Annotated in this window: 23 protein-coding genes; 13 read left to right on the forward strand and 10 right to left on the reverse strand. The window is 55.0% G+C overall.

All coding sequences use genetic code 11. The features are described 5' to 3' along the window. Nucleotides 1-254: 254 nt before the first annotated feature. Together IT893_RS05125 and IT893_RS05130 are read right to left on the reverse strand one after the other, a co-directional pair. Nucleotides 255-761 carry a GNAT family N-acetyltransferase gene (locus IT893_RS05125; RefSeq protein WP_197147070.1) on the reverse strand — a complete coding sequence of 169 codons (507 nt, stop codon included), beginning with the start codon at nucleotides 759-761 and terminating at the stop codon, nucleotides 255-257. 23 nt (nucleotides 762-784) lie between these two features. Beyond that, nucleotides 785-1918, reverse strand: a complete 1134-nt coding sequence (locus IT893_RS05130) for a type III PLP-dependent enzyme (RefSeq protein ID WP_008890144.1) — start codon at nucleotides 1916-1918, stop codon at nucleotides 785-787. A gap of 399 nt (nucleotides 1919-2317) precedes the next feature. Here IT893_RS05130 and IT893_RS05135 point away from each other — a divergent pair, with 399 nt between their 5' ends. The 4 genes from IT893_RS05135 to IT893_RS05150 all read left to right on the forward strand — a co-directional run bounded on the left by IT893_RS05135 (nucleotide 2318) and on the right by IT893_RS05150 (nucleotide 4854). Further along, complete coding sequence (locus IT893_RS05135; RefSeq protein ID WP_197147071.1) at nucleotides 2318-2464, forward strand: hypothetical protein; 147 nt, start codon at nucleotides 2318-2320, stop codon at nucleotides 2462-2464. Between the two features lie 45 nt (nucleotides 2465-2509). After that, nucleotides 2510-3748: an SLC13 family permease gene (locus tag IT893_RS05140; protein WP_197147072.1), complete on the forward strand. Its 1239-nt coding sequence runs from the start codon at nucleotides 2510-2512 to the stop codon at nucleotides 3746-3748. A gap of 8 nt (nucleotides 3749-3756) precedes the next feature. Next, a complete protein-coding gene (locus IT893_RS05145) occupies nucleotides 3757-4170 on the forward strand; it encodes a DUF3830 family protein (protein ID WP_008890142.1) in 414 nt (137 codons plus the stop codon). Nucleotides 4171-4260: 90 nt separating this feature from the next. Next, nucleotides 4261-4854 carry a DedA family protein gene (locus tag IT893_RS05150; RefSeq protein WP_197147073.1) on the forward strand — a complete coding sequence of 198 codons (594 nt, stop codon included), beginning with the start codon at nucleotides 4261-4263 and terminating at the stop codon, nucleotides 4852-4854. A gap of 66 nt (nucleotides 4855-4920) precedes the next feature. Here IT893_RS05150 and IT893_RS05155 read toward each other — a convergent pair whose 3' ends face one another. The 5 genes from IT893_RS05155 to IT893_RS05175 form a co-directional block, all read right to left on the reverse strand. Next, entirely contained in the window at nucleotides 4921-6567 is a 1647-nt protein-coding gene (locus IT893_RS05155) for a U32 family peptidase C-terminal domain-containing protein (RefSeq protein WP_008890140.1), read from the reverse strand. 210 nt (nucleotides 6568-6777) lie between these two features. Next, the gene (locus IT893_RS05160) at nucleotides 6778-8298 is read right to left on the reverse strand and encodes a sodium:alanine symporter family protein (RefSeq protein WP_197147074.1); all 1521 of its coding nucleotides are present in this window, start codon (nucleotides 8296-8298) and stop codon (nucleotides 6778-6780) included. Nucleotides 8299-8329: 31 nt separating this feature from the next. Beyond that, nucleotides 8330-8764 (reverse strand): universal stress protein, encoded by a 435-nt coding sequence (locus IT893_RS05165; RefSeq protein WP_064781861.1) that lies wholly within the window; start codon nucleotides 8762-8764, stop codon nucleotides 8330-8332. 594 nt (nucleotides 8765-9358) lie between these two features. Beyond that, nucleotides 9359-10606: an allantoate amidohydrolase gene (locus IT893_RS05170; protein WP_197147075.1), complete on the reverse strand. Its 1248-nt coding sequence runs from the start codon at nucleotides 10604-10606 to the stop codon at nucleotides 9359-9361. Between the two features lie 19 nt (nucleotides 10607-10625). Continuing rightward, entirely contained in the window at nucleotides 10626-11291 is a 666-nt protein-coding gene (locus IT893_RS05175; protein ID WP_197147076.1) for a DUF1028 domain-containing protein, read from the reverse strand. Between the two features lie 240 nt (nucleotides 11292-11531). On the opposite strand from IT893_RS05175, the gene IT893_RS05180 reads away from it, so the two are divergent. The 6 genes from IT893_RS05180 to IT893_RS05205 all read left to right on the forward strand — a co-directional run bounded on the left by IT893_RS05180 (nucleotide 11532) and on the right by IT893_RS05205 (nucleotide 19088). Continuing rightward, nucleotides 11532-13100, forward strand: coding sequence for an ABC transporter substrate-binding protein (locus IT893_RS05180; RefSeq protein WP_197147077.1), 1569 nt, complete (start codon nucleotides 11532-11534; stop codon nucleotides 13098-13100). A 90-nt stretch (nucleotides 13101-13190) separates the two neighbouring features. Next, nucleotides 13191-14138 carry an ABC transporter permease gene (locus tag IT893_RS05185; RefSeq protein WP_062955687.1) on the forward strand — a complete coding sequence of 316 codons (948 nt, stop codon included), beginning with the start codon at nucleotides 13191-13193 and terminating at the stop codon, nucleotides 14136-14138. Next, a complete protein-coding gene (locus IT893_RS05190; RefSeq protein ID WP_197147078.1) occupies nucleotides 14135-16072 on the forward strand; it encodes a dipeptide/oligopeptide/nickel ABC transporter permease/ATP-binding protein in 1938 nt (645 codons plus the stop codon). Before IT893_RS05185 ends, IT893_RS05190 begins: the two co-directional genes overlap by 4 nt. Beyond that, nucleotides 16065-17057, forward strand: coding sequence for an ABC transporter ATP-binding protein (locus tag IT893_RS05195; protein WP_197147079.1), 993 nt, complete (start codon nucleotides 16065-16067; stop codon nucleotides 17055-17057). The genes IT893_RS05190 and IT893_RS05195 overlap by 8 nt, the downstream gene beginning before the upstream one ends. Before the next feature lie 52 nt (nucleotides 17058-17109). Beyond that, nucleotides 17110-17979: a FadR/GntR family transcriptional regulator gene (locus IT893_RS05200; protein WP_064788377.1), complete on the forward strand. Its 870-nt coding sequence runs from the start codon at nucleotides 17110-17112 to the stop codon at nucleotides 17977-17979. 41 nt (nucleotides 17980-18020) lie between these two features. Then, nucleotides 18021-19088, forward strand: coding sequence for an osmoprotectant NAGGN system M42 family peptidase (locus tag IT893_RS05205; protein WP_197147080.1), 1068 nt, complete (start codon nucleotides 18021-18023; stop codon nucleotides 19086-19088). Nucleotides 19089-19101: 13 nt separating this feature from the next. On the opposite strand, the gene IT893_RS05210 is transcribed toward IT893_RS05205, so the two are convergent. Further along, nucleotides 19102-19527 carry an acyl-CoA thioesterase gene (locus IT893_RS05210; RefSeq protein WP_120226549.1) on the reverse strand — a complete coding sequence of 142 codons (426 nt, stop codon included), beginning with the start codon at nucleotides 19525-19527 and terminating at the stop codon, nucleotides 19102-19104. 528 nt (nucleotides 19528-20055) lie between these two features. Between IT893_RS05210 and IT893_RS05215 the strand changes: the two genes are divergently transcribed. From IT893_RS05215 to IT893_RS05225, 3 genes are read left to right on the forward strand one after another with little or no spacing between them, the layout of a single operon-like run. Further along, nucleotides 20056-21414, forward strand: a complete 1359-nt coding sequence (locus IT893_RS05215) for an NAD(P)-dependent oxidoreductase (RefSeq protein ID WP_197147081.1) — start codon at nucleotides 20056-20058, stop codon at nucleotides 21412-21414. A 25-nt stretch (nucleotides 21415-21439) separates the two neighbouring features. Then, nucleotides 21440-22717, forward strand: a complete 1278-nt coding sequence (preA, locus tag IT893_RS05220) for an NAD-dependent dihydropyrimidine dehydrogenase subunit PreA (RefSeq protein ID WP_008890132.1) — start codon at nucleotides 21440-21442, stop codon at nucleotides 22715-22717. Between the two features lie 41 nt (nucleotides 22718-22758). Next, the gene (locus IT893_RS05225; protein ID WP_008890131.1) at nucleotides 22759-24030 is read left to right on the forward strand and encodes a Zn-dependent hydrolase; all 1272 of its coding nucleotides are present in this window, start codon (nucleotides 22759-22761) and stop codon (nucleotides 24028-24030) included. An 81-nt stretch (nucleotides 24031-24111) separates the two neighbouring features. Here the strand turns inward: IT893_RS05225 and IT893_RS05230 are convergent, their stop codons facing one another. Together IT893_RS05230 and IT893_RS05235 are read right to left on the reverse strand one after the other, a co-directional pair. Further along, nucleotides 24112-24885: an ABC transporter substrate-binding protein gene (locus IT893_RS05230; RefSeq protein WP_197147082.1), complete on the reverse strand. Its 774-nt coding sequence runs from the start codon at nucleotides 24883-24885 to the stop codon at nucleotides 24112-24114. Nucleotides 24886-25077: 192 nt separating this feature from the next. Beyond that, nucleotides 25078-25716 carry a TetR/AcrR family transcriptional regulator gene (locus IT893_RS05235; protein WP_197147083.1) on the reverse strand — a complete coding sequence of 213 codons (639 nt, stop codon included), beginning with the start codon at nucleotides 25714-25716 and terminating at the stop codon, nucleotides 25078-25080. Nucleotides 25717-26342: the final 626 nt, after the last annotated feature.

Here is a 26342-nt window from a genome sequence, read left to right on the forward strand (position 1 = left end):
GGCTGAGGTTGGTGTGTTTTCGGACCAGAAAGATCAGTTTAACATCAATGCATTACAACTTGGTGAGTATGCCATTAATTGCAATGGACGAACATAGAATTTTACCCGACCAAAGGGCGACAGAGCATTGGCGTTTGCTGACCTTCACGACATGTCACCGCGTGCGGCATTGCGTCACCTGCGCGAACATAAAAAAAATCCCGGCAGGGGGCTAGCCATACCGGGATTTCAAGGGGGAATTCTTGATGTTGGTTCTAGTGGGTCATTGCGCCGGTTGCGTAAAGCATACCTTGCGCGCCAGTCAGAACATCTTCATTACCAAGATGGACCGCCTGGAACCGGTGACGGTCAAAATGGCCGGGCATCAAAAGCCCGCTTGCGGGGGCCGCATGGAAGCCAAAGCGTGCGTAGTAGTCCGGATCGCCCACCAGAAGAACCGAACGGTGACCGGCAGCCTGTGCCGCATTAAGGGCGGCATAAACCAGACCGGCACCCACGCCGGACCCGCTATAGATCTTGTCGACGGCAAGCGGGCCGAGCAGCAATGCATCACCTGCATTGCCAGCATTGACATTCCACAACCGGACAGTGCCGATCATTTGTTTGCCGTCGTGGGCGACAAACGCAAGACCGTCCGCCGGAAGCCGATTACGGCGCAGGATTTCAGACGATTTCTGAAACCGCGCCTGACCCATTACGCGATCAAGCAGCTTTTCGCGTTCAATGTGCGAATATGCGCCTTCGCGATCAATTGTGATCATTGGCCTATCTTTCCCGAATGGGGTCAGATGATGTAGGCGGCAAGCGGCGAGAAGCCGTTGAACGCCACAGATGCATAAGTGGTGGTATAGGCACCGGTTGCCTCGATCAGAACCTCGTCACCGATGGTCAAAGAGACCGGCAGGTCATACGGGGTCTTTTCATACAGCACGTCAGCCGAATCACAGGTCGGACCAGCCAGAACGCACGGGGCAACTTCGCCGCCATCGTGGATCGTGGTGATCGGATAGCGGATGGCTTCGTCCATGGTTTCGGCAAGGCCACCGAATTTACCGATATCAAGGTAAACCCAGCGCACCGGATCGTCGGCATGCTTGCGCGAAATCAGAACAACTTCGGCTTTGATCACGCCGGCATCACCCACCATGCCACGGCCCGGTTCGATAATGGTTTCGGGCATGTGATTGCCAAAGTGGTTGTGAAGCGCATCAACAATCGCCGCACCGTATGCTTCGGTTGCCGGAATGTCGCGCAGGTAACGGGTCGGGAAGCCCCCACCCATATTGACCATGCGAAGGTGAATGCCTTTTTCCGCCAGGGTACGGAAGATCGAGGATGCTTCGGAAAGGGCAGTGTCCCAGGCGTCAAGGTTGCACTGCTGCGACCCGACATGGAACGACACGCCATAGGCATCCAGACCCATGTGATGGGCATGCTGAAGAACTTCGAGCGCCATGGAAGGCGCGCAACCGAATTTGCGCGACAGCGGCCATTCTGCGCCAACGCCGTCGGTCAGAATGCGGCAGAAAACCTGCGCACCCGGTGCGACACGGGCAATTTTTTCGACTTCTTCGACGCAATCAACCGCATAAAGGCGCACACCGAGTTCAAAAGCGCGCGCAATGTCGCGTTCTTTTTTGATGGTGTTACCAAACGAAATGCGGTCCGGGCTTGCACCAGCGGCCATCGCCATTTCGATTTCCGGGACGGATGCGGTGTCAAAGTTGCTGCCAAGATCGGCAAGCAGGCTCAGAACTTCCGGTGCCGGGTTTGCTTTGACCGCATAGAAAATGCGCGAGCTCGGCAGGGCACGGGTAAAGGTTTCGTAGTTGCGCTGAACAACGTCAAGGTCAACAACAAGGCACGGGCCTTCCGGGCGGTTCTGTGCGAGAAAATCAATAATACGCTGAGTTGCCATTGGGGCGTTCTCCCATTCCACGATATGGCAGCGTGCATGTACCTGATGCGTGTGCGCGGTGGAGGCGCAATGACGCGGACTACTTGCGTGCTGTTTAGCCCCGGGGCCAACCGGAACTGCGAAGTTAAGTCTGCCTCGCTATGGAATGGGGAGTTCCCGTTCCGCACGTGGGCAATGATGGTGTGCCTCTTTAGTGTCGGTGGATTTGGACGCCACCTGAGACCAAAAAAGCCCTACACCGTCGTTGCTTTAAGTAAGTCCTACGGGTTCCAGTAAGCAGGACCACCACAGGCACGTGCGACTTTGGGCAAGTCCGCATGTACGCCCGTTGCTTTTTCCGCGCAAGTGAAATTTTCACCCGTTTTGTCATGAAACAATCGCAGGATCGTCGAAGAACTGATGTCGCAACGCACAAAATGGCTCAAATGGCCGCGTTCGGGCTTTGCAAGAATTTCAGTTGGCGCATTTCGGTATGGGGCATTGCAATTTGCGCATAACCCGAACGTGAATATCAAGCCGATTGACCGTTTCCCGGCGGCGCTGTAGCCATTATTCGAAACGCGGCAGTCGCCGTGGTCATGGGGGCATTTTATGAATTGGCTGATCGCCGTTGTTTTTGTTCTGGTCTATATCGGCATGGCGCTGGGGCGCTGGCCGTGGCTTGCGATCAATCGCACCGGCATTGCCGTGTTCGGCGCGGTGATCTTGCTGATCAGTGGGGTGGTTGACCGCGATGGCGCGCTGGCGTCGATTGATTTTGCCACCCTTGCGGTGTTGCTGACATTGATGGTGCTGTCGTCACAATATGCGGCAAGCGGCTTTTTTGACTGGATCGGCCATCGGATCACCGCGCTCAAATGCGGGCCGGGCGGGCTACTGGCCGGGGTGATCGTCATGTGCGGGGTGCTGTCGGCCTTTCTGACCAACGATGTTGTGGTTTGGGCGGTGACGCCGGTTTTGATTACCGGGGTGATTGCGCGCGGGCTTGATCCCAAACCCTATGTGATTGCGGTGGCGTGTGCGGCCAATGCCGGATCGGCAGCCACCCTGATCGGTAATCCGCAAAACCTGATGATTGCCGAGTTTGGCAATCTTGATTTTGTCGGCTTTGTTCTGGCCTGTGCTGTGCCTGCACTCTTGGCACTTGGCGTCGTCTATGTCGTGATTTTGCGAAGCCCCTTGATGCGCGGGCAAACACATGCCGCCGCGGCGGGGGCAATTGCAAATGCGCGATCAGTTGATCAACCGGTTTGCCCGCTTGATAAAACCATCCTGACCAAGGCGGTTTTGGCGACCATTGCCGTGATCGCGATTTTTGTCTTTGTTGAAGACCGTGCGCTTTGGTCGCTTCTGGTCGTGGGGGCCTTGCTGCTTAGTCGTCGCCTGTCGACCGATCAGGTTCTGGGGCGGGTTGACTGGCATTTACTGGCGCTGTTTTGCGGGTTGTTTATCGTCACCGGCGCAATGGCGCAAAATGACGTGATTGCCAGCCTGTTTCGCGATGTCCTGATCACGTTGCAAATCCATCATCCGGGTGTTCTGGCCGGGGTGTCGCTGGCCGGGTCAAATACGATTGGCAATGTGCCGCTGGTGATGATGTTGCTCTCACTCGGGCCGGAATGGAGCACGGAAATGTTGCATGCGCTGGCGATTTTTTCGACATTGTCGGGCAACTTCCTGATTGTTGGTTCGGTTGCCAATATCATTGCCGTTGAACAGGCCGCAAAGGCCGGAACGGTGATTTCATTTATCGATTATGCGCGCCTTGGCGTGCCCGTAACATTGATCAGTCTGGCGCTGTCGCTGGGTTGGGTCATCCTGATTTCATAGGAAACATCATGTCCAATATCAAAATTACCGCTGGTCCCTTCACCTTTGACGCGGTGCTCGAAATCGAAAAGGCACCGCATACCTGCAAGGCGTTCCTTGATCGCATGCCGTTTGAAAGCAAGGCGGTCCATGTCCGCTGGAGCGGCGAGGGTGTCTGGATGCCGCTTGGCGATTATCAGTTCGGTGTTGATTATGAAAACCACACCAGCTTCCCGGCCCCGGGACAGATCATCCTCTATCCCGGCGGGATCAGCGAAACCGAAATCCTGCTGGCCTATGGCGGGGTGCATTTCGCATCCAAGGTCGGCCAGCTTGCCGGCAACCATTTCATCACGGTCACCAGTAATCTCGAAGACCTTGAAAAGCTTGGCAAGATGACGCTGTGGGAAGGCGCTCAGTCAATCCGGTTTGAACTGGCGTAATCAACGCAACTGTGATCGGGCACACTTTCAAGCGTGCCCGGTTTGGCCTAGAAGGCGAACCACCATCCAATAAGTGCAGGCGGACGTGCCGTGTTTGAGACGATTAATCTGTGGATTCAGGATCATCAGGATCTGGTCTATATCCTGATCTTCACCTATTGCGTCAGCAAATCCAGCATCCTGCCGGTGTTTGCCGGCATGCTGGTGGCGGCCGAAAGCCTGATGATTGTACCGGCGGTTACATCAATGATCGCGGGCGGTCTTGTTGGTGATGTGTTGCGCTTTGGGTTAGCTCGCAAATACGGCGATACGATTGTCCGCAAGCTGCCCAAATCCCTGTCAGACTGGATGGGCAAGACCCTGCGATTGTTTGAGCATTACGGTGTCGCCTATATCCTGCTGTGTCGCTATCCGCATGGGGTGCGATCGTTTGGGGTGTTCCCGGTCGGCATGAGTTCGATGTCGTTCATTCGCTTCCTGCCGCTTAGCATCGCATCAGTTCTGCTTTGGGTCGGGCTCTATTACGGGCTGGGTCATAGTCTGGGGGCCGGGATGTCCGAACTGGTTGAACAAAACCTTGCGATGCTCAGCCCGATCTTGCTGATCGTGTTTCTTGTGCTGGGCTGGTTTGCGCTCCGCCGGATTGATCGGCTGGAGCAACAGGCCGAACGCGCTATTAAGTAATCCAACGAAAAACGGCAGCATCGAAATCGAATGCTGCCGTTTTTGTCTTTGCGATAGGTGGGCTGCTTATTCAGCAGCAATCGTCTTGCCGTCTTTTTCAAGCATCTCGCCCTGTTTGCGCTTGGCAAGAATTTCGCGCGCCTTGGCGTAGCTCTCATCGTGCCAGAAGATCAGGCAGCCATTGCAACCCCGGCCACAGCAGCCCTTGGTGCCAACACGCGGGGTGCGGAAGGAGCGTTCCTTCTGACGATCATCAAGGGCGGTCTGAAGCGCTTCGCGTTTCGCGTCATAGCGTTCTTCGTTGCCTTTGCCCATCTCGATCTTGTGGCCTTCCTGATCAAGTTTCAGGCGTTGCCACTCGTCTTCCGAAAGCGCCTTTTCCTTGCGCACGATGGTCATCGGCAGGATTTCGCGTTTCAGGAATTCCGGGTCTTCCTGTTCAAACAGGCTGAACGGAAGGCGGATGCGCGGATGGGTATTGGCATGCACCGCTTCGCCGACCTTGCCGGTTTTGGCATCGATGAATTCATACATGCGGATGAAGATCGTCTGGCGCGTACGCGGCGGCACGATTTCGATCACATCGCCGGGCAACATGCGGTTTTTGACCGACATGATAAAGGCGTCGTCTTCGACTTCCTCGATCATTCCGGCAAATTCCCAATCCGACACATTGGTGTTGCTGTCATAGCCATGTGCGTAGTTGGTCAGGCGCCCGTCATGGAAGGCCAGCGTGTAACCGCGGTTCGGGATGGTCGCCAGTTCCTTCATGTATTCTTCGGCCGACCAGTTTTCCGGATCCTTGTACCAGTCATCAATCGCCATGCGGTATGCACGGGCAACGAGACCGGCGTAATACGGGCTTTTGCCGCGGCCTTCGACCTTGAGGCTGTCGACACCGATTTTCAGGTAATCCTCAAGCTTCGGCATGATGCACAGATCGCGCGAGTTCAGGATGTACGATCCGCGCTCGTCTTCCTGAATTTCCATCAGCTCGCCCGGACGCATGTCTTCTTCGAGGAAGAAGTCAAACATTTCCAAGTTTTCCTCGGTCAGTTTGAGTTCCTTGACCGTGCCGTCCTTAAGCTTCATGTGGACTTTGTATTTCCAGCGGCAGCTGTTGGCACATGCCCCCTGGTTCGCCCCACGTTCGGCCATGAAGTTCGACAGCAGGCAGCGACCGGAATAGGTCATGCACATCGAGCCATGCACGAATGCCTCGATCTTGATGTCCTGGCATTTTTCGCGGATTTCGGTCAGTTCCTCATAGGAAACTTCACGCCCGAGAACGACCAGCTTGGCTCCGATGCTCTGCCAGAATTTGACACTCTGCCAGGAACATACGTTTGCCTGTGTCGAGACATGCAAATCAAGTTCTGGCGCATGTTCGCGGACAAACATGAACACACCCGGATCGGCAACGATCAGGCCATCCGGGCGGACCTTGCGCACGGTATCGACATATTCCGGAAGCTTGTCGATGTCCTTATTATGCGAAAACAGGTTCAGTGTGAGGTAAACGCGCACACCATGGCTGTGGGCAAAGTCGATGCCCTCGACCACGTCATCGAGTGACATCTGGCTTTTAACGCGCAGCGACAGGTCCGGCGTGCCCATGTAAACGGCGTCTGCTCCATAGAGCACAGCAACTTTCAGCTTTTCGAGCGAGCCTGCGGGCATCAGCAATTCGGAACGGCGCGATTGATTACTCATCACTTGCGGGTCTTTTCTTTTGGTCGTCTGCGGGAAATCTCTCTGGCGCGGCTTCTATCACAGCCTGCTGCCTGTGCCGATTAAAATCGCATATTTCACAAGCCTTGCATAGCTATGGCCGTGATGATCTGCCATGCCGGACTTGCAGGGCGCCAAGCAAAACACCCCCGCCAAGGGGCAGGGGTGTTTGGAATCGTTTCAAAGTTTGGCTTACTTGACCTTCTTGATCTCGCCGCTTTCGATCTTGGCCCAGTATTGTTTGACCTCCCCGCGCACCACCGGCATCAGGAAATAAAGGCCGATGATATTGGGGATCGCCATGGCAAAGATCATGGAATCCGAGAAATCAATCACGGGACCGAGGCTCATGGACGCACCGACGATCACGCACAGGCAGAAGAACAGTTTGAAAATGATCTCCTTGCCCTTGCCTTCACCGACCAGATAGGTCCAGCTTTTAAGCCCGTAATAGGACCAAGACAGCATGGTCGAAAAGGCAAACAGCACAACCGCCAGTGCAAGGATCAGCGGGAACCATGTAAAGGCCGATGCAAACGCGGCCGAGGTCAGCTCAACCCCGGTCAGACCAGAATTCAACTCGCCACTGATGGTGATCACAAGGGCGGTCATGGTGCAGATCACCACCGTATCAATGAACGGTTCAAGAAGGGCGACATAACCCTCTGTCACCGGTTCCTTGGTGCGAACGGCTGCGTGGGCGATGGCGGCTGAGCCAATGCCGGCCTCGTTCGAGAAGGCTGCACGTTTGAAGCCCTGGATCAATGCACCGATCACACCGCCGGCAACACCGGCACCGGTAAAGGCACCGACAAAAATCTGGGCAAAGGCATCACCGACCATGGTGATGTTCGACAGGATAATGATCATGCCGGCGGTGACGTAAATCACGGCCATAAGTGGCACGATCTTTTCGGTCACCTTGGCGATGGATTTGATGCCGCCAATGATCACGACGCCAACAATGATTGCCATGACTAGGCCAAAGAGCCAGCCCGATCCGGCCAAAAAGCTGTTTTCCCCGCCTGTGACATTGACTACCTGCTGGAAGGCCTGATTGGCCTGAAACATATTGCCGCCGCCAACAGCGCCACCAATACAACAGATCGAAAAAACCACGGCCAAGACCTTGCCCAATCCCGGTTTGCCTTTTTCAGCCATGCCCTTGGACAGGTAATACATCGGGCCCCCCGAAACGCGCCCGTCGTCATATTCGTTACGGTATTTAACGCCCAGCGTACATTCTGTGAATTTCGATGCCATGCCCAAAAGTCCGGCCAGGATCATCCAGAATGTTGCCCCCGGTCCGCCAATGGAAACGGCGACTGCGACACCGGCAATATTGCCAAGCCCGACCGTGCCCGAAAGGGCGGTGGCAAGGGCCTGAAAGTGCGAAACTTCACCGGCATCTTCGGGGTGGGAATAGTCGCCCTTGACCAGCGCAATGGCATGGCCAAATCGACGGAACTGAACAAAGCCGAAATAAAGCGTGAAAATGGTGGCGGCAACAACAAGCCAGCCGACAATAAGGGGAAATTCTGTGCCGGCAATCGGCACGGAATAGAACATGGTGCCGGCAATCACGTTAGAAATCGGTGCGATCGCCTGATTGATTCTTTCATCAAGGCCGACTTCCTGCGCAAGTGCGATTTGCGGCAGGGTGGCCGATATCATTGCAACGGCGCTGGCCGCTGCTGTCTTTTTCCAGAACATGATGGTTCTCCGGTTTAACTTCGTGATTGCCTTACGGAACGACAGTGACCGGAACAGGCGATGCCTGAACCAGGGTAAGCGGCAAACTGCCCAGCAGCCGCGCGCTCAATGTCGATCCACCCTTCCTGCCGACGATGATCTGACAGGCGCCTTTGTCTTCGGCGATCTTGCAGATCAATTCGCCGGAATGGCCGTAGCGGACTTCCGAAGTTACCGGTATTTTAAGTTTGTTAAGCGCGTCCAACGCGGGCTTGAGGGTTTCCTCCGCCCGCGACAGTTCTTCTGTTCGCCTTTGATGGCGTTCTTCAAGTTCCTGTGTCGACAGGAAGCTGTAGGGGGACCATTCAAGAACGTAAACCAGATGAATGGCGCAGCCTTCGGCTGTTGCGCGTTTGCCCGCGAATTCCACGGCACGCTGTGCTGCATCTGTTCCGTCATAGCCCACAAGAATTGGCTGATCGGTCATGTGCTTCTCCTGATCAGAGACTGAAATGTCGGATAAGACTCTCCCACTTCCTCTCGCAATACAGGTGTCGGCCTGTACCATGTCGCTTTAGGGGCAGGACCTATTAATTTGTTTCGAATGGTCGACCAAATTTGAGCGGATACGCGAAGCGAAAACGCAGGAAGATATATATCTTTCAAGTTTTTGCGACAAAGTAGCCCGTGCAAATTCGGTCGATCCGAAGGACAGTGCTTATATTTGCGAACTCCCGCGTCAAATCCCTTGAGCGGGATACCAACCCGCCCAGCGGGCTTTTCCTTGGATTTCACAAATATAAGCACTGCCATTCAAACCAAATTAATAGATCCTGCCCCTAATCCCTGACACCAGCACACGACGGTTCCCCCGAATTTCATTTCCAGCGCCAAGTGAAACGACATCGGGGAATGATACATAAAACTGAAACGAATTCGCCAAAAAGTTGATATATAAAAATAAGATGTTCTGTTTTGGCGTGTTATTTGCCGCCCAAACAAAATAAAACGCGCCGAATTTTTCGGCGCGCGCGGGAATGTTTTGTATGAACGCTTAAAAAAAGTGGGTCGACCGGATTGATCAGGCCGTTTCTGTGCCAGAAATTCCTTTGATAGGGCCGACCATTTGCAGGAAGTCGATCAAAACGCGGGCGGCAACATTGATATCCTCGGGCGTGACGGCTTCGTCGGGATGGTGGCTTAGCCCGTCGCGACACCGCACAAACAACATGCCAATGTCGCACAGGTCATGCATGGCAAGTCCGTCATGGCCAGCCCCGCTAAACAGCCGAAAGGGTTTTATGCCCTGTTCACCAATTGCCTGACCCAGCCCATCCATGATCCAGTTGGCGCACGGCACGCCTTCGGCCTCATAGGTCAGGTCGGCCGATATTTCCACACGGCGATTGGTCGCGATATTGGGCAGTGCCGACAGGATTTGTCCGCGACCATTGACCCGAACGATCCGTTCAGGTGCGCGCAGTTCGATGGTCAGATCGACATGATCGGGAATGACATTGACGGCATTCGGGCTGACTTCGATCTTGCCGACGACACCGACCATGCCATCGGTCATCGAACAGATGCCTTCTACCTGATGGATGACATCGGCGGCTGCCACCAAGGCATCGTGTCGGTCATTCATCGGGGTTGTTCCCGCATGGCTGGCCTTGCCCTGAATACGGATGCGGTGGCGTTCAATGCCGGTCAGTGCGGTAACAACGCCAACGGGCAGATCACGTTTTTCAAGAACCGGGCCCTGTTCGATATGGGTTTCGATAAAGCCCAGTACATTGGCCTTGTCACGTTTGAGGCCTGCGATATCTTCGGGCCTACAGCCAAATGCGCGCAAGGCATCGGCAACAGAGATGCCTTTATCATCGGTGGCCTCCAGCGATTTCGGGTCATGTTTGCCCGCCAGCGCCCGAGAACCGACGAGTGTTGATTGAAAGCGCGTACCTTCTTCATCGCCAAAGGCGACAATTTCGATGCCGAAGGGCAAGTCGATCCCTGATTTATTGAGTTGTTCGATCACCGCAATTGGCAGGGCAACGCCCAGCATTCCGTCATATTTTCCGCCTGAAACAACAGTGTCCTGATGGGATCCCATAATCAGGGTAGGCGCGCCATCCAGCGCCTTTTGATCACGCCCGACAATATTGCCTGCGGCGTCAATTTCACTGACAAGGCCCGCCCTGGTCATCCAATCGCGGATCAGCGGCGTGACGGCGCGGTGTTCGTCACTCAAGAACAGACGGGTAACACCCGGACTGGGTTGGCTGTGGATGGCGGCCTCTTCAAGGCGGTCAAAGATCAGTTGGCCAAGCATGGCGATTTTTGCCCTGGTTCTAGTATTGGTGAGGTTTGTCAGGCGTCGGCAGACGATCAAAGAAGTAACGGTATTCCGGGTCCTGTGTTTTGCCATACAGGCGCATCAGTTCGTGCACGGGATCAGAATGATCATCAACACGCAGATCAAGGGGCAGGCGGTTTGGCGTCATGACCTTGATCACTGCCGATGTTGTGCCACGCACATCACCCCCGGCCTTGAAACCTGCGACGAGCGCTTCGAGAATGCATTTTTCAAATGGCTCTTGTGCCTTGCGCATCATGGTGAACTTTTCACGCATGGCATCGGGTACATTGCTGTGGGCCAGCATATTTCCGGCAATCGCCAAATCACGCTCGGTGATATCGGCGGTTTCTGATCGGTTTTTATCCCCCGTCCAGACAGCCGTTTCACCAGTCTGGTCAAGGACGATCAATTGTCGCCAATTGCGACCATCGTCATCGCCGGTCAGTTTTTCTCGGACCGACTCCGCAGATTTTCCTTGTTCAAGCAGTGCCAGACCATTGATGCCGTACCAAAAATTGGTCGAGAAACCCTGTGTGGCGATGGCACCAATACCCGGCGCAATATGCGGGACAAACCCGCCAACGGCCAGATTTCCCGTTGCGCTGGCGATGCCAAGTGCATTGGTTTTCGGGTCTCTGGCGACGATTGTGAAGGTCATGTTTCCCGCCTGTCAGACAGCTTGTTGAATGTGCTGTCCTAAATTTATCATGATAAATAATTGCCGAATTCGAATTTATCATTATAAATAGGTTTTGCAACCGTGACATCCGAAAGCATCGACAACGGGTTCGGAATTCAGGAAACGTCCAATCAAAAAGAACACCTCACATACGGTGCGTTGTCGGTCGGTTCGGTATGAGCCGGGGGTAACAGGAAGGTTTCAACATGGGAGGCTTGAATGAAAAGCCTGTTTAAAGGGGTGCTTGCAGCAGCAACCCTTGCGGTTTCCGCAATCGGTTTCGGCCCGGCCGAAGCCCAGACGCCACCGGGTGTCCTGGTGGTCGGTCAGATTGCAGAGCCCAAATCACTTGATCCGGCGGCAGTGACCGCCGTGAATGATTTCCGCATTCTGATGAATGTTTATGATGGTCTGGTCCGCTACAAGGACGGCACGCTCGAAGCCGAGCCCGCCCTTGCAGAAAGCTGGACGATCTCAGATGACGGCACGGTTTACACTTTCAATCTGCGGGATGATGTGACCTTCCATGACGGCACACCATTCAATGCCGAGGCGGTCAAATACAATTTTGACCGCATGCTTGATGAAAATCATCCTGAACATGACACCGGTCCTTTCCCGCTTGCCTTCTTCTTTAGCGCGGTGGAAGAGGTCGAAGTCGTCGATGACCTGACCGTCAAGTTCCAGCTGAACGCACCTTATGCGCCGTTCCTGTCCAACCTTGCCTATCCGACCGGCCTGATTGTTTCGCCGACGGCTGTTGCGGAAAACGGGGCAGACTTTGGCCGCAGCCCGGTGGGCACCGGTCCGTTCAAATTTGCCGAATGGGAAAGCAACGCCAAGGTGGTTGTCGTACGCAACGACGATTACTGGGAAGATCCTGCCAAGCTTGAAGCAGTTGTGTTCCGTCCGATCACGGATGCCAACACCCGTGTGGCCGAATTGATGGCTGGTGGTATTGACCTGATGGTCGAAGTCCCGCCAGACAGCCTGACCCAGCTTGCGGGCGACGATAACTTCAGCGTCTATGAACAGGCAGGCCCGCACTTGTGGTTCCTGATCCTCAATCTGAAAGAAGGCCCGTTCCAGGACAAGAAAGTCCGTCAGGCGATCAACTATGCGATTGATAAAAAGGCATTGGTGGAAAACGTGCTTCAGGGCACGGCTGAAATCGCATCGGGTCCGACCCCGCCTGCCTTTGCATGGGCTTATAACGAACAGCTCCAGCCTTATCCGCATGATGTGGAAAAGGCCAAACAACTGATCAAGGAAGCTGGCGCCGAAGGGGCAGAAGTTACCTTCTATGTCACCGAAGGTGGCTCGGGTATGCTTGATCCGGTCCCGATGGGGGCAGCCATTCAGGCTGATCTGGCACAGGTTGGCTTGACGGTTGCAATTGAGACCTACGAATGGAACACCTTCCTTGGCAAGGTGAACCCGGGTCTTGAAGGCAAGGCGGACATGGCAGAAATGGCATGGATGACCAACGATCCCGACACCCTGCCATATCTGGCGCTGCGCACCGATGCGTGGCCGGACAAGGGTGGCTTCAATTCGGGGTACTATTCCAACCCGGAAGTGGACAAACTTCTTGAAGCAGCCCGCTCTTCGACCGATCAGGCCGAACGTGCCAAGCTGTATCGCGAAATGCAGGAAATCGTCTATGACGATGCGCCATGGGCCTTTATCGCAAACTGGAAACAGAATGCGGTTTCAAGCACGCTGGTGGATGGTTTCAAATTGCAGCCGTCCTTCTTCCTGCTGCTTGATGATGTCGTAAAGAACTGATCTGATACATCAATGCCGGGGCATGGCCTGCCAGCCCCGGCATTTTTGGTTTAAATCCCATTTCCCGCACATAGCCAGACGAGCCTTGCCATGCACGTCTATATTTTACGTCGATTGATCCTGATGGTGCCGGTTTTACTGGGCCTGACCGTGATCGTTTTTCTGATTATGTCGATGATCCCTGGCGATCCGGCATTGGCGATCCTTGGATCCTATGCCACGCCGGACAATGTCGAGAAGTTGCGTGCCGATCTTGGTTTGGACAAAACCATGGTCGAACAATACTGGATCTGGCTGACCAATATGCTTCAGGGCGATTTCGGGCGATCCTATAGCCTGAACCGGCCGGTTCTGGATGAAATCCTTGAACGGTTTGGCGCGACCCTAATCCTTGCGGGTACGTCGCTTGTCCTCTGTACGATTTTTGGCCTTTTGACCGGGGTAATTTCCGCCGTGCGTCAATATGGCTGGGCGGACAAGGCGCTGACCTTTGCGGTCCTGATTGGCATTTCCGTGCCCAGTTTCTGGCTGGGTCTTTTATTGATGATGTTCTTTGCCGTTGAATTGCGGTGGCTTCCGGTCAGCGGCATGTATGCGATTTATGGTGGTGGGGATTTGCCCGATCTGATCCGCCATTTGATTTTACCGTCGGTCACGCTTGCCGTGGTGGCGACCGGGATTATTGCCCGGTTGACCCGATCAAACATGCTTGAAGTCCTGCGTCAGGATTTCATTCGCACAGCGCGCGCCAAGGGGCTTGATGAAAACCGTGTGATTTATCGCCATGCCTTCAAGGCAGCACTGGTGAATGTCATTCCGGTGATCGGGGTGCAGGCGGGCTTTGTTCTGGGCGGGGCGGTTTATATTGAAACCGTGTTCCAGTGGCCCGGAATTGGTCGCATGCTGGTCAATGCGATTTCGACCCGTGATATCCTGCTTGTACAGGGAGGCGTGGTTCTGGTCGCGGGCAGCTATGTTCTTTTCAATCTGTTTGCCGATGTGTTGCAGCATCTGCTTGATCCGAGGGTGAAGGCATGACCAGCAACACAGCAACAGCACCGGATATCAAAGCCAAAAAGCGTTCTGCGCGGCCCTCGGCGTTTAAGCTTTTGGCGCGTAATCAGCTGGCCCTGATGGGGGCTGCGATCCTTGCCCTTGTCATCGCGCTTGTCTTGATCACGCCGATCCTTCCGCTGCCCGATCCGGATGTGACCGACCCGGCGCAACGTTTGTTGCCGCCTTTCTCGGAGGGGCATTTTCTGGGCACGGATCATTTGGGACGTGATCTCTTGTCGCGTTTGCTTTGGGGCACACGGGTCAGTCTTGCGGTCGGGATCTCGGCATCCCTGGTGGCGGCCCTGTTCGGATCGACCATCGGGATTGTGTCGGGCTATTTCGGCGGGCGGACAGACAACATCATGATGCGCGGCATCGATATGTTGATGGCCTTTCCCTATATCCTTCTGGCACTGGCGATTGTCGCAGCCCTTGGACCGGGTCTGATGAATGCGCTTTATGCGATTGCGGTCGTCAATATTCCGTTCTTTGCGCGGAACATTCGCGGTGTGACGGTGGGTATTGCGCATCGTGAATTCGTTGATGCCGCCAAGCTGTCTGGCAAGGGGCATATCCGTATCTTGGTGACGGAAATCCTGCCAAATGTCATGCCGGTGATCGTGATTACGATTTCGACCACGGTCGGCTGGATGATCCTTGAGACGGCAGGTTTGAGCTTTTTGGGGCTTGGTGCGCAGCCGCCACAGGCCGACCTTGGCTCCATGCTGGGCGAGGGGCGCAAACTGATCACGACCGCCCAGCACCTTTCGGCCATTCCCGGTGCGATGATCTTTATTCTGGTGATGAGCATCAACTTGCTGGGTGATGGCATCCGTGATGTGCTTGATCCGCGTTTGAAATCGGGCGCGCTCGCACGTCCGGCGCCCATGACCAAGATTGATCGCAGCGACGAGGGCACAGGTCATCCGGTTGACGATGACACCGTTCTGGCCGTTGACGAACTTCGCACCGAATTCGTTCTGGGAGATGACACCTACAAGGCCGTGGGTGGTGTCAGTTTCTCGGTCGGCAAGAATGAATGCGTTGGTCTGGTGGGCGAGTCCGGGTCCGGCAAATCGGTAACCGCACTTTCGCTTTTGGGGCTTGTGGCATCGCCACCCGGCACGATTGCCGGGGGCCGGGTGATGTTTGATGGCAAGGACGTGTTTGACATGTCCGAACGCGAGGTCCGCGACATTCGCGGTGGCAAGGCGGCCTATGTATTCCAGGATCCGCTTTCAACGCTGCATCCGCTGTTTTCCATTGGCGATCAGCTGGTCGAGGCGATCCGCGCCCATAACGCCATGAGCTACAAGGATGCCTGGGCCAAGGCGGTTAAGCTTTTGGGCATGGTGCGTATTCCCAACCCGGAACGCCGGGCGGAAAACTATCCCCATCAACTTTCGGGCGGTATGCGCCAGCGTGTCGGCATTGCCATGGCCCTTGCCAATGAGCCGCAACTTATCATCGCCGATGAACCGACGACGGCCCTTGATGTCACCGTGCAGGCGCAGATTTTGAAATTGATGAACAATTTGCGCACCGATCACGGGACTTCGGTCCTGTTCATCACCCATGATTTTGGCGTGGTGTCGGAAATTTGTGACCGGGTGGCGGTGATGTATGCCGGACGCATTGTTGAAATGGGCACGACCGAACAGGTTCTTGGCCATCCGGCGCATCCCTATACCAAGCGTCTGATTGACTGCGTGCCGCGTCTGGGTGAGCCGGACCGTCGCACTGCGGCTATTCCGGGATTGCCACCGGCCGTTAACAACCTGCCAGCCGGGTGTGCCTTTGCTGATCGCTGCGAACGGGCAGAGGATAAATGCCGGGTTGGTGAGATCAGCTTTGATGATTTGGGCGACGGCCATGGTGTGCGCTGTATCAAACCGATGGAGGCGGCAAATGTCTGAGACGTCTGACGTCGTTTTGCAAACCAGCGACCTTGTGCGCACCTTTGGCGGCGGCCGCACGATTTTGGGCGGGCCGAAACCCATGGTCTATGCCGTGCGCGGCATTGATGTGGCGGTGCGCAAGGGTGAAACATTGGGCATTGTCGGGGAATCAGGTTGTGGCAAGTCAACACTGGCCCGCATGCTGGTCGGGCTGGATCGCCCGACAGAGGGCAATATTACCCTGACCGGATCGGATATGAATGATCTGATCGCCCAGGATCGCCACGCCTTGTCCAAGCGCATCCAGTATGTCTTTCAGGATCCGATCAGCTCGCTTAATCCGCGCAGGCTGGTCCGTGAAACGCTGGCGGCCCCCTTGCGTCATTTGCGTGGTCTTTCGGGCGATGCGCTCGATAAGCGGATGAAGGAATTGATGGATGCGGTCAATCTGCGTCCGGAATTTCTTGATCGTTACCCGCATGAGTTTTCCGGCGGGCAGGCCCAGCGCATCGGCATTGCGCGCGCCCTTGCGGCAGAACCGGAAATCATTGTGCTTGATGAACCGGTCTCGGCACTTGATGTGTCTGTGCAGGCGCAGGTTTTGAACCTTCTGGCGGAACTCAAGGCGCAATTTGGCCTGACCTATGTGTTTATCAGTCATGACCTTTCCGTGGTCCAAGCAGTCAGTGACCGGGTGGCCGTGATGTATTTCGGCCGGGTCGTTGAACAGGCGCCGGGACGGGCATTGTTTGAAAAGCCGCAGCATCCCTATACCCGGTTGTTGCTTGATAGTGCGCCAGTACCGGGTAAACGCGGCCTTACGGTCGAAGATGCCAGTGCCGAATTGCCCGATCCGCTGGCCCCGCCGCCGGGCTGTGCCTTTGCGCCACGCTGCCCGCGGGCCCAGGATGATTGTGTTGCCACCGTCCCGGATGCACAATACGGCTTGGATAACCACGATGCGGCATGTCTGCATCCGCTCAATCCGGTGACAAGGTCCTGAAAAAGGATAGAATAGGGGCCGGAATGCGTTTGGGCGCGACAGGGAAAAACAAATGACAAAAAACCCGATCAAGGGGCCGAAACAGGACTTGGAACTGACCACACGCCCGCGCAAGCGAGAGCGTAAACGTTCCGATATCATTGCCGACGCGCTGAAAGACTATATCGCGCAAACGGGGCTGCGTCCGGGCGAGCGTCTGCCACAGGAAGCGGAACTGATTACACTGTTGGGCGCATCCAAGGGGACCGTGCGCGAAGCTCTGAAATCAATGGAAACGCAGGGGATTATCGCAACCCGGACCGGACCGGGCGGCGGGGCGTTTATCGATACCGTGTCCGAGGGACGCGCGGTCGAACTTCTGGCCAATTACTTCTTTTTCAAGGATCTGACGATCCGCGACATTTACGAGCTTCGGATCTTGCTGGAACCGGAAATGGCCGCGGCCTGTATCGGTCATCTGGAAGAGGACGATTTTGAAAGGCTTGAAGAGGTCATGACATGGTATGCAAGCCATCCGACCTCGATCGAGGAAGCGCGACGCCAACGCATCAAGGAACTGGAATTCCATCTGGTTCTGGTGGAGCTTTGCCCCAATCCGCTGTTGTCATTTATCTGCCGGTTCATGATCGATTTGCTGATGAATTTGACGGTCTGCAAAAAGATTTATGATCAGCCCAACACCGAACTGCGCGAAACGGGGCGCAACTATCAGTTCCGCCTGATCGAAGCGCTTCGCAAGGGCGATGGTGAAACGGCGCGTGCGGTTACCTATCAACACATGTGTGCCGCCCAACGTTTGATGGAAGAACAGGAAGCGGTGGTCGAAAACCGCTTTTTCCGGTCGGGCAATATCGATCTGCCGCGTGACTTGTCACCCAGTGCCGAATTGCGCGCGCTTTCGGGTATCGCAACCAAACACTGATCTTTGAGCCGACATTATCTAGGAATTTAAGGACGGGTATCATGTCTGAAACCCATATTGATCGACAATATCTCAGTGCGGTTCTGGCAAGGCTTCTGACGATTGACAGCCCGACGGGCATGACCGAGCGCGCCGTGGACTTCGTCTGTGACGAGTTGCGCGATATGGGAATATCGTTTGAACTGACCCGGCGGGGGGCGATCCGGGCTGTCATTCCGGGTCAGGCCAAGGGATCCGACCGTGCGGTCGCAGCCCATCTTGATACGCTCGGCGCGATGGTCAAACAGATCAAGGATAATGGCCGACTGGAAGTCGCCATGATCGGGCATTGGTCTTCGCGCTTTGCCGAAGGGGCGCGCGTGACGGTCTATTCCGATAACGGCAAAACAACACGCGGCACGATCCTGACGATCAAGGCATCAGGCCATACCTATAACACCGAAATCGAAAGCCAGCCGGTTACATGGGAACAGCTTGAGCTGCGTCTGGATGCGCGGGTGTCAAACGGAGATGACGTGCGCGCCGTTGGCATCAATGTCGGGGATATGGTTGCGATTGATACCAATGCCGAATTTACCGACAGCGGCTTTGTCGTGTCGCGCCATCTTGATGACAAGGCGGGTGTGGCGGCTGTTCTGGCGGCTGTCCGTGCGCTTGTGACGGGAAAGGTATCCTTGCCGGTCGATTGCAAAATCCTGTTTACCATTGCCGAAGAAGTCGGTCATGGCGCGCCACATATTCTTGATGATGATATTGCCGAACTGGTGGCAGTTGATAACGGCACCTTCGCACCGGGGCAGAACACCAGCGAGTATGGCGTGACCATTGCGATGAAGGACATGTCCGGCCCGTTTGATCGCAAGCTTAATCGCCATTTGCTTGATCTGTGCGAAGCAAACGGCATTGAGCATTCCCGCGATGTGTTCAAGTTTTACCGAAGCGACGTGGCCGCCGGGATTGAAGCTGGCTATGACGCGCGCGGATCATTGATCTGTTTCGGGCTGGATGCATCGCACGGGCATGAACGTGCTCATATCGACAGCTTCGTCGCGGTCGGTGAATTGCTTGTGGCGTATCTGCAAAGTCCGTTGCTTGGCTCGGATGTTTGACCCGGAGACTTGATCACGCCTCTGACAAGGCGTCTTCCGGATCGGGGTCAAGCGGGCGGGGGCGACCAGCCTCATCGAGCGCGACAAAGGTAAAGATACCTTCGGTCACCTTATCGGATGTTTCTTCAAAGCGGGTCTGGCGCCAGGCCTGGACATGGATGCGAAGGGATGTGCGCCCGACATGGATGATTTCGGTGAAGAACGACACTTCATCGCCGACATGGACCGGACGCAGGAACGACATGCTGTCGACAAAGACGGTTGCGGTTCTGCCCTTGGCCCGGCGTGCGGCCGCGGTTCCGGCGGCAAGGTCCATTTGCGACATCAACCAGCCGCCAAAGATATCCCCGGTCGGGTTGGTATCAGACGGCATGGCAACGGCACGCACCGACGGTTGACGGTCAGGCAGGGTGTCGGTGGCATCGTTTACAAGGGTCATCGAAGGCTTTCCGAAGTGGGTTTGTCCGATGACGTTACTTTAGTTTGTCTAAATAAAGCCAGCACAAAATGTTGCCAAATCAGGGACATACCGGATGTCCAATGGGCTGCTATCCGATGTGGATATGATGGTGCCGGGCCCCGGTTTTTCGGCGTGGATGCAGGTGTTTTGCGACCCAACCAAGAATTCGGATTTTTAATCTTGACCAAATGATCAGGATTGGACATGCTGTATCCGTCAGAGAGAGGCATCTGCACGTGTATCAACCGGGGATAACCCCGAAACTATAACCACACGGCAGATCAAATACTGGGAAACAGTTCAGCATTGCCTGAACGGATACGCCAAGAATGTCAGTACGAGAGACCCTGAGTTGGTCGGGCCCGCCCGTCCACGTAACGCCATAATTGCATTCTGATCGCGCGATAGCTGCGATCATTTTTGGCCAGCGGTCGATTGTAATGTCATTCTTGTTTTGTCTCTCGATGACGTCAGGAGAGGACGCCTTTTTGGCAGGGAGACAAACAAATGACCACCTTGCAGGCCAAGCAAGCTTCAAAATCCGGTGCCGTTCATGGCGGTGCTGGTCACAATGACGCAGATGACGGCTTTTCCGATCTGCATCCGGCCTATTCCACGCTTCAGGCGATGGCGGAAAGCAACCGCTGCCTGTATTGCTATGACGCGCCATGCGTGACCGCATGCCCGACATCAATCGATATTCCATCCTTCATTCGGAAAATCAGCACCGGCAACCCGGACGGGGCGGCAAAGACCATTTTGTCGGCCAACATCATGGGCGGCACCTGTGCGCGGGCTTGCCCGACCGAAGTGCTGTGCGAAGAGGCCTGCGTTCGTAACGTCGCCGAAGATACCGCCGTTGAGATCGGCAGCCTGCAACGATACGCGGTTGATCATCTGATGGCGCGCGATTTGCCCCATCCGTTCAAACGTGCGCCAAAAACCGGCAAGACCATTGCCGTTGTCGGTGCCGGCCCGGCGGGCCTTTCATGCGCGCACCGTGCGGCGATGCTGGGCCACGACGTTGTCGTGTTCGAAGCCAAGCCGAAACCGGGCGGGCTTAATGAATATGGTCTGGCTGCTTATAAGATGACCAACGATTTCGCCCAGCGCGAAGTTGAATTCCTTCTGGGCATTGGCGGGATTGAAATCGAATATAACAAGGTGCTTGGCAAGGACATCAACGTTGCCGACCTCAAGGCAAAATACGACGCCGTCTTCGTTGGTGTCGGCCTTGGTTCGACCAATGATCTTGGCCTTAAGGGCGAAGATTTCCCGGGCGTTGATGATGCAATCAATTTCATCGAAAAACTGCGTCAGACCGAACCGAAATCCGACATGCCGGTTGGCAACAACGTGATCGTCATCGGCGGTGGCAACACCGCAATCGATGCCGCGGTACAGGCCAAGCGTCTGGGCGCTGAGGAAGTGACCCTTGTTTATCGCCGGGGTGCGGAAAACATGTCCGCGACCGAGTTCGAACAGGATTTGGCCAAAACCAACGGCGTTGTTGTGCGTTACTGGGCAAAGCCGGTTGCAATCAAGGCCAATGGCAAGCTGATGGGTATGGAGTTCGAAAAAACCGAACTTGATGCCAGTGGCAAACTTGTTGGCACAGGCGAAACCTTTGAAGTGCGTGCAGACCAGATTTTGAAGGCCATCGGACAGAAAATCAAAACCGATGACCTTGCCGGGATGGAGATCACCGGTGGCAAGATCGTGGTCGATAAAAACTATCAGACAACCGCCCCGGGCGTGTTCGCCGGTGGGGACTGCATCAAGAGTGGCGAAGATTTGACTGTTCAATCGGTCGAAGACGGCAAACAGGCCGCCATCGCCATTGATGCATTCCTGAAATCCGCGTGAAACGCTAGCCAAAGGGAGAGAGAAAATGGCTGATCTAAGCTGCAAAATCGCCGGTATTGATTCGCTAAACCCGTTCTGGCTGGCCTCCGCGCCGCCAACGGACAAGAAATACAACGTCGTTCGCGCCTTCGAAGCAGGCTGGGGCGGGGTTGTCTGGAAGACGCTGGGCATCGATCCACCCGTGGTCAACGTGTCGTCGCGCTATGGCGCGCACCATGACCAGAACCGTCGTCTGCTGGGGATCAATAATATCGAGCTGATTTCCGACCGTCCGCTTGCCACCAACCTTCAGGAAATCCGCGAATGCCGGAAAGAATATCCTGATCATGTCATTATCGGTTCGATGATGGCCCCGATCGAGGAACGCGCCTGGAAGGACCTGGCCCAGCAGATCGCCGAAAGCGGTGTGCATGGCCTGGAACTTAACCTTGGTTGCCCGCATGGCATGTGCGAACGTGGCATGGGTTCGGCCATCGGTCAGGTGCCGGAAATGGTCGAACAGGTCACCCGTTGGGTCAAGGATGCGGTCGATATTCCGGTCTTTACCAAACTGACCCCGAACATCACCAACATTCTGTGGTCGGCCGAAGCAGCGCTTAAGGGCGGGGCGGATGCCGTATCGTTGATTAACACCGTTAACTCCATCGTCTCAGTCGATATCGACAACATGATCCCGGAGCCGGTTGTTGACGGCAAGGGCACGCATGGCGGTTATTGCGGATCGGCCGTCAAGCCGATTGCGCTGAACATGGTTGCTGAAATCGCCCGCACACCCGAAACCCGCGATCTTGAGATTTCCGGTATCGGGGGCATCACCACCTGGAAAGACGCCGTTGAATTCATGGCGCTTGGATCGAACGCCGTTCAGGTTTGCACGGCTGCGATGATCTATGGCTTCCGCGTGGTCGATGACCTGATTGACGGTATGAGCCAATGGATGGATGACAAGGGTTATACCAGTGTCGAACAGTTCACCCGTGCTGCCGTTCCGCAGGTTTCCGACTGGAACGAGCTTAACATGAACTTCGACACCAAGGCGGTGATCAACCCGGATAACTGCATCGAGTGCGGTCGTTGCCATATTGCGTGCGAAGATACCTCGCACCAGGCAATCACCATGACCGACAAGCCCGAAGGCGGCCGTCTGTTTGAAGTGGTCGATGAGGAATGCGTTGGGTGTAACCTTTGCTATCACATCTGCCCGGTGCCCGATTGCATCACCATGGAGCCGGTCAAGACCGACAAGCCGCCGATGACCTGGCCGGAACATCCGCTTAATCCCATGCGCGTGGCTGCTGAATAAGCCATCCGCGCAAACGCCACCAAAACCAAAAGGACTGACGAATGACTGCTCAACCCAGTGTACGTAACCTGTCAATTGATGGTGACCGCCTTTGGGATAGCCTGATGGAAATGGCCAAGATCGGCAAAACCGCAAAGGACGGCGTTTGCCGTCTGGCGCTGACCGATCTTGACCGTGAAAGCCGTGATCTGTTCATCGACTGGTGCAAGGCAGAGGGCTGCTCGATCCGGATCGACAAGATGGGCAATATCTTCGCCCGCCGCGAAGGCCGTAATCCCGATCTGCCGCCGGTGGTGATGGGAAGCCACCTTGATAGCCAGCCAACCGGTGGCAAGTATGACGGCGTTTACGGGGTGCTGTCGGGTCTTGAAGTGATCCGCACGCTTAATGAAGCCAAATACGAAACCGAAGCGCCGCTTGAGGTCGTTTGCTGGACGAACGAGGAAGGCTCGCGCTTTGCCCCGGCAATGGTGGCATCCGGTGTCTTTGCCAAGGTGTTTGACCTTGAATACGGTCATTCCCGTGCAGATGTTGATGGCAAAACCATGGGCGAGGAACTGGAACGTATTGGCTATATGGGACCGGACGAGGCGACCATTGATGCCCATCCGATGGGGGCCTATTTCGAAGCCCATATTGAACAGGGCCCGATCCTTGAAGATGAAGGCAAGGATATCGGTATTGTCACCGATGCCCAGGGCCAGCGTTGGTATGAAATCAAGTTCACCGGTGTCGAAGCCCATGCCGGCCCGACCCCGATGAAGACGCGTAAGGATGCATTGCTTGGTGCTGCACGCGTGGTTGATCTGGTCAACAAGATCGGTCTGGATCGCTCCCCGCTTGCCTGTGCGACGGTCGGTATGATGCAAATCCATCCAAACTCGCGCAACGTCATCCCGGGCGAGGTGTTCTTTACCGTCGATTTCCGTCATCCCGATGATGCGGTTCTGGCCGATATGGACAAGGCATTGCGCGAAGGTGTCGAAAAGATTGCCAAGGATATCGGCCTTCAGACCGAGCTTGAGCAGATCTTCTATTACGCACCGGTTCCGTTCGATAAATCCTGTGTCGATGCGGTGCGCATGGGGGCCGAACTTGGCGGGTTCTCTGCGCGTGAAATCGTCTCGGGTGCTGGGCATGATGCGTGTTATCTGGCGCAAGTCTGTCCGACGGCGATGATCTTTATCCCGTGTGTTGATGGCATTTCACATAACGAAATCGAAGAAGTGCATAAACACTGGTCGGATGCCGGTGGTCAGGTTCTGCTGCATGCGGTTCTGGCCAAGGCCGATGAAACGGTGATGCAAAAATAGGGTCCCGATATTTCACGGGAACCAAACACAAAGCAGGGCGCATATAACGCCCTGCTTTTTTGTTGTGGCAACACGCCGCCGTTAACTCGCCCCTTCGGACACATCAAGAAGATGGTTCTCTGTCCACTGATCAAGCGTTCCGTCCTCGGCAAGCTGTTCGATCAGGATATTCAGGTTTCTGACATGTCCCATACAGGGGCTTTTGCGTGAAAACATGAAATGGACCTTGTTGCTGTCAATCGGTGGTTCGACCACGAAGATCTCGTCGATCAGATTGTCGCGATAGATATTGGTCAGCCCGTCAAAGCGTCCCAGCATCACATAATCGACCCGCCCATTCATCAGGACGTCAAAGATGCGATTGCCAGTGGGGGAAAAAATCATGTTCAGCCGTTGTTCGGCAAAGCGGTCGATATAATCGCCGTAACTGCCACCTTGCGGACGCGCACCGTCATACCCGATCAGGTCGCTCAGTTCGACAACCGGAAAACGATTGTCGTTGCGTTGAAAGACCATGATGTCGTCATTGGCAAATGGCGCACTGTAAAAGTGGACCTGATCGCGTTCGTGGGTGAAATAGGCGCCAGCAATCACATCCAGTTCACCCTTGCTGAGCATCTGAATGGCGCGTGTCCAGGGAATGTCGAGATTGAGATCAAGCTTCAAATCGTGACGGTTGGCGTAATCCTGCAAAATGTCGATTGCAAGTCCGGTCTGTTGGCCATCATCACGGATATAGGTGATCGGCTCCCAACCGTCTGCGCCGCCAACCGACAGCTTCCTGCAATTGCTGGCAGGCGGGGTGTTTTGTGTCTGGGCTAAAATTGCGTTTTCGGCAGCTGCCGGGAATGTCATCAGGGACGCAGATCCGCCGATCAGGACAGCGGAAATACAGCCACAAACAGCGCGAAGAGATGGTCCGATACACAGCATTATTGTCTGCAAACATCGTGATTATCAGGAATAACTAAAATTGGTCCCGCGATAATCCGATACAACTATACAGAAGTGGTGACGTCGGCCGCTGTTAGGTCCCCAAACGGGGGATCAGGCGAGGCCAACACCCTTCAATATGATGCGCACGACATTTTCCTTGGCCTCGGCAAACTGCGCGTCGGTCAGTGGCTTGTCATTGTTGAAAATCTCGATCTGGCGGCCAAAGTCGGCATAGTGTTGGGTGGTGGCAAAGATCATGTACATCAGGGTGTAGGGTTCGACATCATCCATCTTGCCCTCGTCAATCCAGCCCCGAATGACCTCCACACGGCTATCGAGCCAGTTTTTCACCGTGGTCGAGATATATTCCGACGAGAATTTGGCGCCACGGATGATTTCATGTGCCCAAAGACGCGATCCGTATGGACGAACGCGCGATAATTCCATCTTGGCCTCAATATAGCCACGCAGAATGAAGGCGGGGTCGGCACTGTTATCGAACGTCATTGCCGCTTCGAGCCAGTGGTCACAGACATCTTCCATGATGCGACGATAAAGCGCCTCTTTGGTGCTGAAATAGTAATGCACATTGGCCTTGGGGACATTGGCGATTTCGGCAATCCGCGCGGTGGTCGCCCCCTTGAACCCGAAATCGGCAAAGACCCGTTCGGCAGCGGCCAGAATCTGTTCTTCGTTTTCCTGTCGGATCGCGGCCTTGTGTGCGCCGTTTACTGCGGGTTTTGTGCTCATTTTTGTGTCCCGTTTCGCGCCGATTTTGATGGATCTCAATCGTGCTGTCTAAATCGCGTCATTTATCTTGACCGTTTGGTCAGGTTAAAATAACCTCTACTGCAAATATCAAAAAGAAACTTTTTATGCGCGTCGCGCCTAGGGTCCAAACTTATCCAAATGACCGTTCCGGTCGCCCGGATTTGTGCGGATATGCGAAGCAAAATTGCAGGAAGATGCACATCTTTCAAGATTTTGCGACAACGTAGCCCGTGCAAATCCGGGTGATCCGAAGGACAACTGATATGAGAGAAAGCCTCTGCGTCAAATCCCTTGATTGGGGATCACCCCAATCTGCGGGCTTTTCCTTGCTTTTTCTCTCATATCAATTGCCGGATCGATCATTTGGATGAGTTTGGACCCTGGCCATGGTCAAGAGTCGGTTTTGTCCGAAATATCGAACAGTACCGATGAAAGATAAACACAAAATAGACGCCGTAAATAAAAATCAGGGTCGCCGAAATGGTGTTTGACAGTCGAATATTCGAAACAGTTCCGCGGTGGTATTAAAGCGCTAGTGCGTGGGCATGTCTCATGCTAACGACGTTTGTGTGCCCGCAACAGGTCGGGCCGTCCCGGGAAACGAA

The organism is Thalassospira sp. A40-3, from assembly GCF_015871485.1.
Classification (GTDB): domain Bacteria; phylum Pseudomonadota; class Alphaproteobacteria; order Rhodospirillales; family Thalassospiraceae; genus Thalassospira; species Thalassospira tepidiphila.